General features: G+C 71.2%; 12 protein-coding genes. 6 read left to right on the top strand and 6 right to left on the bottom strand.

Translation table 11 applies throughout. The annotated features are described in order from the left end of the window. Nucleotides 1-99 precede the first annotated feature (99 nt). Both IE286_RS13430 and IE286_RS13425 read left to right on the top strand, forming a co-directional pair. Nucleotides 100-1,107 (top strand): acyl-CoA desaturase, encoded by a 1,008-nt coding sequence (locus IE286_RS13430; protein ID WP_189796926.1) that lies wholly within the window; start codon nt 100-102, stop codon nt 1,105-1,107. A gap of 7 nt (nt 1,108-1,114) precedes the next feature. Next, nucleotides 1,115-1,780, top strand: a complete 666-nt coding sequence (locus tag IE286_RS13425) for a TetR/AcrR family transcriptional regulator (RefSeq protein WP_189796925.1) — start codon at nt 1,115-1,117, stop codon at nt 1,778-1,780. 187 nt (nt 1,781-1,967) lie between these two features. Here IE286_RS13425 and IE286_RS13420 read toward each other — a convergent pair whose 3' ends face one another. Next, the gene (locus tag IE286_RS13420; protein WP_189796924.1) at nt 1,968-2,807 is read right to left on the bottom strand and encodes a trans-aconitate 2-methyltransferase; all 840 of its coding nucleotides are present in this window, start codon (nt 2,805-2,807) and stop codon (nt 1,968-1,970) included. 105 nt (nt 2,808-2,912) lie between these two features. Here IE286_RS13420 and IE286_RS13415 point away from each other — a divergent pair, with 105 nt between their 5' ends. Next, nucleotides 2,913-3,410, top strand: a complete 498-nt coding sequence (locus tag IE286_RS13415) for a MarR family winged helix-turn-helix transcriptional regulator (protein ID WP_189796923.1) — start codon at nt 2,913-2,915, stop codon at nt 3,408-3,410. Here the strand turns inward: IE286_RS13415 and IE286_RS13410 are convergent. Further along, nucleotides 3,369-4,160: a LuxR C-terminal-related transcriptional regulator gene (locus tag IE286_RS13410; protein ID WP_189796922.1), complete on the bottom strand. Its 792-nt coding sequence runs from the start codon at nt 4,158-4,160 to the stop codon at nt 3,369-3,371. The two genes, IE286_RS13415 and IE286_RS13410, sit on opposite strands and share 42 nt — an antisense overlap. Before the next feature lie 274 nt (nt 4,161-4,434). Here IE286_RS13410 and IE286_RS13405 point away from each other — a divergent pair, with 274 nt between their 5' ends. Further along, nucleotides 4,435-4,890, top strand: a complete 456-nt coding sequence (locus tag IE286_RS13405; RefSeq protein ID WP_189796921.1) for a GNAT family N-acetyltransferase — start codon at nt 4,435-4,437, stop codon at nt 4,888-4,890. Between the two features lie 163 nt (nt 4,891-5,053). Here IE286_RS13405 and galK read toward each other — a convergent pair whose 3' ends face one another. The 3 genes from galK to galT are packed head-to-tail and all read right to left on the bottom strand — an operon-like array spanning nt 5,054 to nt 8,265. Beyond that, the gene (gene galK, locus IE286_RS13400; RefSeq protein ID WP_189796920.1) at nt 5,054-6,217 is read right to left on the bottom strand and encodes a galactokinase; all 1,164 of its coding nucleotides are present in this window, start codon (nt 6,215-6,217) and stop codon (nt 5,054-5,056) included. Continuing rightward, nucleotides 6,218-7,186: a UDP-glucose 4-epimerase GalE gene (gene galE, locus IE286_RS13395; RefSeq protein ID WP_189796919.1), complete on the bottom strand. Its 969-nt coding sequence runs from the start codon at nt 7,184-7,186 to the stop codon at nt 6,218-6,220. After that, nucleotides 7,186-8,265: a galactose-1-phosphate uridylyltransferase gene (gene galT, locus IE286_RS13390; protein ID WP_189796918.1), complete on the bottom strand. Its 1,080-nt coding sequence runs from the start codon at nt 8,263-8,265 to the stop codon at nt 7,186-7,188. The genes galE and galT overlap by 1 nt, the downstream gene beginning before the upstream one ends. A gap of 251 nt (nt 8,266-8,516) precedes the next feature. Here galT and IE286_RS13385 point away from each other — a divergent pair, with 251 nt between their 5' ends. Both IE286_RS13385 and IE286_RS13380 read left to right on the top strand, forming a co-directional pair. Continuing rightward, nucleotides 8,517-10,208, top strand: a complete 1,692-nt coding sequence (locus IE286_RS13385) for a sodium:solute symporter family protein (protein ID WP_189796917.1) — start codon at nt 8,517-8,519, stop codon at nt 10,206-10,208. Between the two features lie 21 nt (nt 10,209-10,229). Next, nucleotides 10,230-10,550 (top strand): hypothetical protein, encoded by a 321-nt coding sequence (locus tag IE286_RS13380; RefSeq protein ID WP_189796916.1) that lies wholly within the window; start codon nt 10,230-10,232, stop codon nt 10,548-10,550. Between the two features lie 98 nt (nt 10,551-10,648). Here IE286_RS13380 and IE286_RS13375 read toward each other — a convergent pair whose 3' ends face one another. Continuing rightward, on the bottom strand, nt 10,649-11,323 hold the full coding sequence (locus IE286_RS13375; RefSeq protein WP_189796915.1) for a response regulator transcription factor: 675 nt from the start codon (nt 11,321-11,323) through the stop codon (nt 10,649-10,651). Nucleotides 11,324-11,640: the final 317 nt, after the last annotated feature.

Below are 11,640 nucleotides of genomic sequence, written 5' to 3'. Positions count from 1 at the left end.
TGCCATACTTACGAAGCCGTAGGTTACGGAACCGTAGGAAGCTGGTGGGTTGCGAACCTCCGGCGCCTGTCTCGACCCTCGACCCCCCAGGGGACGCCCATGACCACAAGCTCCTCCGACGTGATCGACAAAAGCGGAACGGCGGCCGGCCCGCTGCCCTCCGGGACGCTGGGCGGTGAGCAGAAGCGTTCGATCGAGCAGATCACGCTGCTGCTGTTCATCGTCGTGCCGTTCCTGGCGTTGCTGGCGGCGGTGCCGCTGGCCTGGGGCTGGGGGGTGAGCTGGCTGGATCTGGGCCTGCTCGTCCTCTTCTACTTCCTGGGCTGTCACGGCATCACGATCGGCTTCCACCGTCACTTCACGCATGGGTCCTTCAAGGCCCGGCGGCCGCTGCGGATCGCGCTGGCGATCGCGGGGTCGCTGGCGGTGGAGGGGCCCCTGGTGCGCTGGGTGGCGGATCACCGCCGGCACCACAAGTTCTCCGACCACGAGGGGGACCCGCACTCGCCGTGGCGGTACGGGGAGACGATTCCGGCGCTGCTGAAGGGCCTGTGGTGGGCGCATGTGGGCTGGATGTTCGACGAGGAGCAGACCCCGCAGGACAAGTACGCGCCCGATCTGCTGAAGGATCCGACGATGCGGCGGATCTCCCGGCAGTTCGTGCTGTGGACGACGGTGTCGCTGCTGACGCCTCCGCTGATCGGCGGACTGGTCACCTGGTCGTGGTGGGGTGCGTTCACCGCGTTCTTCTGGGGGTCGCTCGTCCGGGTGGCTTTGCTGCACCACGTGACGTGGTCGATCAACTCCATCTGCCATGCGGTGGGCAAGCAGCCGTTCAAGTCGCGGGACCGCTCGGGCAACGTGTGGTGGCTGGCGATCCTGTCCTGCGGCGAGTCCTGGCACAACCTGCACCACGCCGACCCGACCTCCGCCCGGCACGGGGTGGAGCGCTGGCAGCTGGACTCCTCGGCGCGGATCATCCGCTGGTTCGAGCGGCTCGGCTGGGCGTACGACGTGCGCTGGCCGTCACGCTCGCGTATCGATTCGCGCCGCAACACCGACGGTGGCGGCTCCCGGCGGCGGAGGACTCCGGTCAAGGCGGCATGATGGAGCCGTGGCGACCGACTCCAGCAGCATCCCGAGCAACGACAAGCCGCGGCGGGCGCGCCGCACCCGGATGACGGGCGCCCAGCGCCGCCAGCAGCTCCTGGAGATCGGGCGCACCCTCTTCGCGGCGAAGGGTTTCGAGGGCACCTCGGTGGAGGAGATCGCGGCGAAGGCCGGGGTGTCCAAGCCGGTGGTGTACGAGCACTTCGGCGGCAAGGAGGGGCTGTACGCGGTCGTGGTGGACCGCGAGATGCGGCGGCTGCTGGACATGGTGACCGGCTCGCTGACCGCCGGCCATCCCCGTGAGTTGTGCGAGCAGGCGGCGTTCGCCCTGCTGGACTACATCGAGGAGTACACGGACGGGTTCCGGATCCTGGTCCGTGACTCCCCCATCCCCCAGTCCACGGGTTCCTTCGCCTCGCTGATCTCGGACATCGCCACCCAGGTGGAGGACATCCTGGGCCGCGAGTTCAAGTCCCGCGGTTTCGATCCCAAGCTGGCCCCGCTGTACGCGCAGGCCCTGGTGGGCATGGTGGCGCTGACCGGGCAGTGGTGGCTGGACGTGCGCCGTCCGAAGAAGGCGGAGGTGGCGGCCCATCTGGTGAACCTGGCGTGGCACGGCCTGGACGGGCTGGAGCAGAAGCCGCGGCTGATAGGACACCGGAAGAACTGACCGCATGTGCACACCGGTGACGTGGTGTGATCAGGCGGACATGACCGGGATCGAGATCAGTGCCGCCCGTGGCCGGCTCGGAGACCTCGTCCGCCGCGCGGCCCACGGCCGCGGCGCGTGCGGTACGCGCGCAGCCGGTCCTCCATGCCGGGCGGGGCGGCGAGCTGGACGTGGCCGAGGGCGGTGATCACGGCGCTCGTCCCTCCTTGCGGGCGACGGCGAAGATGCGGCGGAAGGGGAACACCGTGCCGTGCGGGCCGGGCGGGTAGGCCGCGCGGAGGGCGTCGGTGTACTCCGCGAGGAACGCCTCGCGCAGCTCCGGCTCGTCGGCCAGCGCGGTCAGCACGGGCCGCAGGCCGGTGCCCTTCACCCAGTCCAGGACCGGGTCCTCGCCGGGCAGCAGATGCAGGTAGGTGGTCTCCCACACGTCCGCCGTGCAGCCCAGCGCGGTCAGGTGCTCCAGGTACGTCTCGGGGGTGTGCACCGCGTCCGCGTGGCGCAGCACGCCGGCCAGGCGGTGCCGGTAGCGGGCGGAGCCGGCCAGCTCGCGCATCAGGCTGTGGCTGGGTGCGGTGAAGTTGCCGGGGACCTGGAAGGCGAAGGTGCCGCCGGGCCGCAGAGCCGCCACCCAGTCCGCGAAGCGTTCCAGGTGACCCGGAACCCACTGCAGGGTGGCGTTGCTGACGATCAGGTCGCAGGGTTCGGCCGGGGTCCAGGTGCGGGCGTCGGCGGCGGCGAAGTCCAGGCGGCCGCCGCCCGGGGTGGGGCCGGCGTGTTCCGTTTCCGCCCGGTCGAGCATCTCGGGAGAGTTGTCGTAGCCGGTGATGTGTGCGGTGGGCCAGCGGGTGGCGAGCAGCGCGGTGACGTTGCCGGGGCCGCAGCCGAGGTCGGCGATGCGGGGCGGCCTGCCCTGCTTCTGCGCGGGCAGGTCGGGGATGCGCTCCAGCAGGTCGGTGAAGGGGCGGGCGCGGTGGTCGGCGTGACGCAGGTACTGGGCGGGGTCCCAGGCGGGGCTGTGCTCGGGCATGACGGCCTCCTTGCGGTCTGCATCCACCCTGCCACGGATTATCTCGACGTCAAGAAGACCTACATCAAGAGACTTTATGTCGACACAACCACTACACTGACCGGTATGGAGGACGAGGTCGATCGGCTGGTCGCAGCGTGGCGCCGGGAGCGCCCGGACCTCGACGTGGAACCGCTCGAGGTGCTCAGCCGGGTCAGCAGGCTGGCTCGGCACCTGGACCGTGCACGTCGTCTGGCCTTCTCCGAGCACAGCCTGGAGCCGTGGGAGTTCGACGTGCTGACCGCGCTCCGGCGGGCGGGCGCGCCGTATCAGCTCTCGCCGGGGCAGTTGCTGACCCAGACGCTGGTCACCTCGGGCACGATGACCAACCGTATCGACCGGCTGGCGCAGAAGGGTTTGGTGGAGCGGCTGCCCGACCCCAGTGACCGGCGCGGGGTGCTGGTCCGGCTCACGGACGAGGGCCGCGACCGCGCGGACCGGGCGCTGGCGGGGCTGCTGGAGCAGGAGCGGGCGATCCTGAGCCAGCTGTCCCCCGCCCAGCGCACGGAGCTGGCCGGGCTGCTACGCCGGCTGACCGCCCCGTTCGACAACGTCCCCGGCTGACCCGCTGCCGTTCAGCTCGGCCGGGCCCACGCCGGCCCGGCGGGCCAGCGCCACCGCGGCGAGCGTGGAGTGCACCCCGAGCTTGCCCAGCACGTTCTGCATATGGGTGCGGACGGTGTGCGGGGACAGATACAGGCGCTCGGCGACGGCCTTGCGCCCCAGTCCCGCCACCATGCACCGCAGCACCTCCCGCTCGCGCGGGGTGAGCGACTCCACCAGACGCTCGCTCTCGGTGCGGTGCTTGCGGGCGGTGGTCAGTTCGCGCAGCACGCCGGTGAGCAGGGCCGGCGGCAGATGCGTCTCGTCGCGCAGCACCCCGCGGATGACGGTGAGCAGCCGGGACAGCGAGCATTCCTTGGCCACCCAGCCCGAGGCACCGGCCTGCAGGGCGAGCGCGGCCCGGCGCGGGTCGTCCTTCTCGGCGAGCACCACCGTCCGCACCCCCGGCTGCGCCTCGCGCACCCCGGCGACCAGGGAGATGCCGTCCACCAGCTGCCCGGCGTCGCCCTCCGGCACCGGCTGCACCGGCACGGTGTCCCGCCCGCCGGGGGCGCTCTGGCCGAGGTCGGCATCGACGAGCAGCACGTCGAAACGGCGGTTGTCGGCGGCCGCCCGCTCCAGGCAGCGCAGCGCCGCCGGTCCCGAACCGGCCGCGAACACCTCGACGTCCGGTTCGGCGGCCAGAGCGGCGGCGAGCGACTCGGCGAAGATGCGGTGGTCGTCCACGACCAGGACTCGGATACGACGCACTGAACCCCCCCTTCCCCGAGCTCCCGGCGGAGCAGGGGACCGCGGTCATCAGGACGGGCGGACGTACGGCCGGCCAGGGCCCGGGCACGGCGTCCGGGTGGCCGCCACGACGCACGGCCGCCGCCATGCGGAATGGCTACCCCCGCTCGAGGCGCCGTACCCGGCTGTCTCGCCCCCTGATCGGTACCGGCCCCCACCGGTACCGCTCTTCAGAGTACGGCCGGGCGCCGGGACGAGAAGGCGTTTCCCCGGAACTGACCACGTGGTGCGGTCTATGGTGTGCCGCATGTTCCGTATCGAAGCCGAAGTGGACGCAGAGCGCCGCGAACTGCTGCGTTCCCGCCTCCGCGACACGAACACCGCCGCCTCCCCGGTGCTGGCCGCGCTACGGACGTCCCCCGACCGGCACGAGGAGCCGTTGCACGTGTGGGCGACGGACGACTCCGGCGCCCTGGCCGGCGGCCTGGTGGGCCACACCTGGGCGCGCTGGCTGCATGTGGGCCTCCTCTGGGTGGGCGCCCCGCACCGGGGCGCGGGTCTCGGTTCGCGGCTGCTCCGGCACGCCGAGCGCATCGCCCACGAGGAGCGCACGTGCATCGGTGTCCGCCTGGAGACCTGGGACTTCCAGGCCCCGGACTTCTACCGCCGGCACGGCTACACGGTGGCGTGCGCGATCCCCGACTATCCGCCGGGCGTCACCGAGTACACCATGATCAAGCGGCTGGGGTAGGCGGCACGGGACGGCGGAGGGGGAACGGAGGGAGGACGGCGGTCACCGGTCATGGCTTCTCGCGCGGGGAACCGCCCGATCGTCATGCGGCAGGAGCGCGGAGCCGGCCGGGCACGGCATCGCCCGGCCGGCGTCCGGCACCGTCAGCCCGTGCGACGAACCGTCACGCGAGGCGTCGTGCGCCCGCCGACGGCACGGCCTCGAAGACGCGCGGGGCCGTGAAACCGGCGTTCGCGAAGGCCTCCTCGAAGGCCTTGGTGAGGGCGGGCACGTCGTCCGCCTCGGCCAGGACGATCGCCGAGCCGCCGAAGCCGCCGCCGGTCATCCGGGCGCCCAGGGCGCCGGAGGCGAGCGCGGTGTCGACGACCAGGTCGAGTTCCGCGCAGGAGATACGGAAGTCGTCGCGGAGCGAGGCGTGGCCCTCGGTCAGCAGCGGGCCGATGGCGCGGGTCTCGCCCGACTCCAGCAGGGACACCACACGTTCCACGCGCCGGTTCTCGGTGACGATGTGCGTCACCAGGCGGCGGACCTCCTCCTCGTCGCCGAGCTGGGCCAGGGCGGTGTCCAGGCCGTCGTAGGGCACGTCGCGCAGGGCGTCCACGCCCAGCAGGGCCGCGCCCTTCTCGCAGCCGGCGCGGCGCTTGCCGTACTCGCCCTCGCTGTGGGCGTGCTTGACCTGGGTGTCCACCACCAGCAGGCGCAGGCCCTGGGCGGCCAGGTCGAAGGGAATCTGACGCTGGGACAGGTCGCGGGTGTCGAGGAACAGGGCGTGGCCGGCCTGGCAGCAGGCGGCGGCCGTCTGGTCCATGATGCCGGTGGGGGCGCCGACGTAGATGTTCTCGGCGCGCTGGCACAGGCGGGCCAGCTGCCAGCGCTTCAGGCCCAGTTCGCACAGGTCGTTCAGGGCCAGGGCGACGACGACCTCCAGTGCGGCCGAGGAGGACAGGCCGGCCCCGGAGGGCACGGTGGAGGCCAGGTGCACGTCGGCGCCGGGCACCTCGTGGCCGGCCTCGCGCAGCGCCCACACCACGCCCGCCGGGTACGCGGTCCAGCCCTGGGCGGTCTCGGGTGCGAGGTCGGCGACGCGCAGCTCGACCGGGTCGGACGGCATGTCCGCCGAGTGCAGCCTCAGCACGCCGTCGTGGCGCAGCGCGACGGCGGCGACGGCCGTGTGCGGCAGGGCGAACGGCATGACGAAGCCGTCGTTGTAGTCGGTGTGCTCGCCGATGAGGTTGACCCGGCCCGGGGCGGCCCACACGCCGTCCGGTTCGGCGCCGTACAGCGCGGTGAAGCCGTCCCGCACCTGCTGAGCCTGCTCTGCCGCCACTTACCGCTCCTTCGCGATGTGCTGTGCGAACTCCCAGGCGTCCGCGATGATGTCCGCGAGGTCCGCACGGGAGGGGTTCCAGCCGAGCTTCTCACGGGCGGCGGCGGCCGAGGCCACCAGGACCGCCGGGTCGCCGCCGCGGCGGGGGGCCACGACCTCGGGGATGGGGTGGCCGGTGACCTTGCGGGCCGTGTCGATCACCTCGCGGACGGAGAAGCCGTTGCCGTTGCCGAGGTTGCAGATCAGGTGCTCGCCGGGGCGGGCGGCGCGCAGGGCCAGCAGGTGGGCCTCGGCGAGGTCGGCGACGTGGATGTAGTCGCGGACGCAGGTGCCGTCCGGGGTGGGGTAGTCGTCGCCGAAGACGGAGATGGTCTCGCGGCGGCCGAGGGCGACCTGCAGCACGAGCGGGATGAGGTGGGACTCGGGGTCGTGGCGCTCGCCGAAGGCACCGTAGGCGCCGGCGACGTTGAAGTAGCGCAGCGAGACCGCGCCGAGGCCGTGGGCGGCCGCCTCTCCGGTGATCATGTGGTCGACGGCCAGCTTGGAGGCGCCGTAGGGGGAGGTGGGGGCGGTCGGGTCGGTCTCGGTGATCGGGACGCTGACGGGTTCGCCGTAGGTGGCGGCGGTGGAGGAGAACACCAGGGTGCGCACGCCCGCCTCGCGCATCGCGGCGAGCAGCGCCATGGTGCCGCCGACGTTGTTCTCCCAGTACTTCTCCGGTTTCACCACCGACTCGCCGACCTGGGAGAAGGCCGCGAAGTGCAGGACGGCGTCGAAGGAGTCGTCCAGCCACCGGCCGGCGTCGCGGATGTCGCCCTCGATGAAGGCGGCGCCGGCGGGCACGCCCTCGCGGAAGCCCGTGGACAGGTTGTCGAGCACGACGACCTCGTGCCCCGCCTCCAGCAGATGCTGGGCCACCACGCTCCCGACATACCCCGCTCCGCCCGTCACCAGATATGTGCCGCTCATCAGCTGGCCACCTCTCGCAGTCGCTCGGCCGCGCGCTCCGGCGGCACGTCGTTGATGAACACGCTCATGCCCGACTCGGAACCCGCGAGGAACTTCAGCTTGCCGGACGTGCGGCGGATGGTGAAAAGCTCCAGGTGCAGGGCGAAGTCATCGCGGACCACGCCGTGGAAGCCGTCCAGCGCGCCGAACGGGGCCTGGTGCCAGGCCGCGATGTAGGGCGTGGGGCGTGTGCTCCCGGTGCTCTGCCCGTCCTCACCGTCGAAGATCCGGTCGAAGCGCCTCAAGAGTTCCAGATAGACCTGGGGGAACTCTGTGCGGGCCGCCTCGTCCAGCGCCAGCAGGTCGGGGACGCGGCGGCGCGGGTAGAGGTGGACCTCGTAGGGCCAGTGCGCGGCGTACGGGACGAAGGCGGCCCAGTGGTCGGTGGTGAGCACGACCCGCTCGCCGGCCAGTTCCCGCCGCAGCACGGCGTCGAAGAGGTTCTCGCCGCCGGTGGCGTTCTTGTGGGCGGCCAGGGAGCGCAGCATCAGCGTGGTGCGCGGGGTGACGAAGGGATAGGCGTAGATCTGGCCGTGCGGGTGGCCGAGGGTGACGCCGATCTCCTCGCCGCGGTTCTCGAAGCAGAACACCTGCGTGACGGAGGGCAGCTGGGACAGCTCGCCGGTGCGGTCGGTCCAGGCGTCGAGGACGAGGCGGGCCTGCTCGTCGGTCAGGTCGGCGAAGGAGGCGTTGTGGTCGGAGGTGAAGCAGACCACCTCGCAGCGGCCGGAGTCGCCGGCCAGGGACGGGAAGCGGTTCTCGAAGACCACCACGTCGTAGGCCGAGTCGGGGATCTCGGTGAGGTGGTCGCCGCGGGTCGGGCACAGCGGGCATTCGTCGGCCGGCGGGTGGTAGGTGCGGCCCTGGCGGTGGGAGGCCACGGCGACCGCGTCGCCGAGCAGGACGTCGTGGCGGATCTCGGAGGTGGTGACGGTCCGCTCCAGCGGCCGCCGGTCGACCGCGTCCCGCACGGTGTCGTCCCGCAGGTCGTAGTAGATGAGCTCACGACCGTCGGCGAGCCGGGTCGAGGTCTTCTTCACGGGTGGACTCCCCACTGGAGGCCTAGCTCCACGCTCCATCAACCAACACAATCAAACATAACACGCCACAACCAATCATCAAAGATCACCCCCTGTCACCCTCCGACTCCGGCACGCCAGGCGAAGATCACCGCTCGTTTACGCCACGCTTACATCACAATCAAACAAAGACCACCAACACAAGTGTTCAATTTCTGAAGGCAAGGGCGTAGGTTCCGCCTGGATCAGTTCGCGCAACGAAGCGAGTACTCATGCACACCCCCACACACGCGCCCGCGTACCTGGCGGCGGAGCTACGTCTCCCCACCAACGGGCTGGACTACGCGATCCTCGCCATCTACTTCGCCGTCGTCCTGGGCATCGGCTTCGCCGCGCGCCGCTCGGTGAAGACCAGCCTGGACTTCTTCCTCTCCGGACGGTCGCTGCCCGCCTGGATCACCGGCCTGGCGTTCATCTCCGCCAACCTGGCCGCCACCGAGATCCTCGGCATGGCCGCCAACAGCGCGCAGTACGGCGCCTACACCGTGCACTGGTACTGGATCGGCGCCATCCCGGCCATGGTGTTCCTGGGCCTGGTGATGATGCCGTTCTACTACGGCAGCAAGGTCCGCTCCGTCCCCGAGTTCCTGCTGCTGCGTTTTGACAAGGGCGCGCACCTGCTCAGTTCGATCCTGTTCGCCTTTGCCGCCATCCTGATCGCGGGCGTCAACCTCTACGCCCTCGCGATCGTGGTCGAGGCCCTGCTGGGCTGGCCGCAGTGGGTGGCGATCGTGGTCGCCGGCTTCTTCGTGCTGGCCTACATCACCCTCGGCGGCCTGTCCTCCGCGATCTACAACGAGGTGCTGCAGTTCTTCGTGATCCTCGCGGCCCTCATCCCGATCGTGGTGCTGAGCCTGAAGAAGGTCGGCGGCTGGGACGGCCTGACCGACAAGCTGACCGCCGCCCACGGACATGACTTCACCACCGCGTGGGGCGGCACCGGCATCGGCCACGCCAACCCGCTCGGCGCGAACTGGCTCACCATCGTCCTCGGCCTCGGCTTCGTGCTGTCCTTCGGCTACTGGACGACCAACTTCGCCGAGGTGCAGCGCGCCCTGTCGGCGAAGAACCTCTCCGCCGCCCAGCGCACCCCGCTGATCGCCGCCTTCCCGAAGATCTTCATCGTCTTCCTGGTGATGATCCCGGGTCTGGCCGCCGCGGTCCTGGTGCCCGAGATCGGCACCTCCGCCTCCGGGCTGCAGTACAACGACGCCATCCCCTACCTGATGCAGGAACTGCTGCCCAACGGCGTGCTGGGCATCGCGGTCACCGGTCTGCTCGCCGCCTTCATGGCGGGCATGGCGGCCAACGTGTCGTCGTTCAACACGGTGTTCACCACCGACATCTGGGCCCGGTACGTGGTCAAGGACCGCGAGGACGGCTACTACGTGCGCTTCGGCCGGCTCATCACCGCGATCGGCGTGCTCGCCTCCATCGGGACGGCGTTCCTGGCGTCGTCGTTCTCGAACATCATGAGCTACCTGCAGACGCTGTTCTCCTTCTTCAACGTGCCGATGTTCGTGGTGTTCATCATCGGCATGTTCTGGAAGCGCGCCTCGATGAGGTCCGGCTTCTGGGGTCTGCTCGCCGGCACCGTCGCCGCGATGGTCAACTACTTCGTGCTGTACAAGAACGGCATCGTCGACATCCCGTCGGACCAGGGCGCCAACTTCGTCTCCGCGATCGCCGGGTTCGTCGCCGGTGCGGTGGTGATGGTGGCCGTGTCGCTGTTCACCAAGCCCAAGCCGGAACAGGAGCTGCAGGGCCTGGTCTACGGCACCAGGTCGCCGGGTGCGGCCGAGCCGCCCGCGCCCGGTGACGAGGCCTGGTACCGCCGGCCCGCGCTGCTCGGCTGGGGCGCCGTCGTCCTCGCCGCCGTCTGCTACATCCCGTTCTCGATCTGATCGCGGGAGGATTGGAAGACCATGTCCGAGTCCGAGAACTCCGCACACCGCCCCGCGGGCGCCGAGTACGACGTCCAGCGCGAGGTCGAGGAACTGCAGAGCAAGTCCGCGACCGCCGCACGCATCTTCGACCTGCGCCGGATCATCGGCGGGCTGTTCGTGGTGTACGGCGTCATCATCACGATCACCGGGATCACCGACTCCCAGAAGGCCATCGACAAGGCGCAGGGAGTGAACATCAACCTGTGGACCGGGATCGGCATGCTGATCCTGGGCGCGTTCTTCCTGGTGTGGCTGAAACTGCGTCCCACGACCACGGCGGAGGAGCCGGAGTCCGAGTAGCATCCCGATCCGTCACAGCACCTTCACGACCGAGGCCCTGCCGTCGGCCCCGCATCCCCCGCCCGCGCGGCGGACGCGGGCCACGGCGGGGCCTCGGTTCATCCTCTGCGCCGGCTCGCACGGTCCAGCAGCCCCGTGCGGGCCGCCAGGGCCGCGGCCTCCAGCCGTGAACCCACCCCCAGCTTCATCAGCACCCGCTGCACATGGGTGCGGGCCGTGCTCGGCGCGATGCCCATGCCCGCCGCGATCAGCCGGGTGTCCTCGCCCTCGGCGATCCTGACCAGCACCTCCGCCTCCCGCGGGGTGAGCAACCGCAGCAGCCGCTGCCCCTCGTCGTCGGCCTGGTCGGACGGGTTCAGCAGCTCGCCGAAGGCCCCCTGCAGCAGTTGCGGGGCCACCGCGGCCTCCCCCGCCCGCGCCTTGGTGATCGCCCGCTCCACGCCCTCGATGCGCTCGTCGTGCCGCACATAGCCCGAGGCACCCGCGGCGAACGCGGCGGCGATACCGCGCGGCGAGGGCACCGGCCCCAGCACGACCACCGCGATCTGCGGACGCTCCCGCTTGATCCGGACGACAGGCTCGAACATGCCCGGCTCGGCGGGGGTCGCCGTGCCCAGCAGGCACACCTCCGGCGCACGGCTGATCACCAGGTCCGCCGCGCCCGCGGCCGGCGCCGCGGCGGCCAGCACCCTGTGCCCGCGCAGCTTCAGCGCCGAGGCCAGCGCCTCGGCGTGCAGTCGGTGGTCGTCGACCACCATGAGCCGCACTCCCATCGCACAACCCCCCAGTCCCCCCTGCGTACGCAGCCGGGGATGCCCGCCGGATCCCCCGAAGGAGCCGCCGGCACCCCCACACCCGGTGGCCCCCGGCACACCGGCCCTCCATGTCCCGGAAGCTACACGCTCGCCGCCCATCGCGCTGCCCCTACCGGCGCAAAGTGCCCCGGATCGGCGGACTTTGGCCGGCCGGCGGCCGCGCACGGACGGCACACGGACGGCTTGCGGGCCGGCGGACCGGCACCCGGTACGCGTCCCGGCCCCGCCCCGGTACGCGCACGGCCCCGCCCCCCGGACGGGAGGGCGGGGCCGTG

Origin of the sequence: Streptomyces thermodiastaticus, assembly GCF_014656135.1 — a bacterium.
Taxonomy (GTDB): domain Bacteria; phylum Actinomycetota; class Actinomycetes; order Streptomycetales; family Streptomycetaceae; genus Streptomyces; species Streptomyces thermodiastaticus.
The sequence above is the reverse complement of the archived record's forward strand: the minus strand, read 5'-3'. Positions and strand labels throughout refer to the sequence as shown.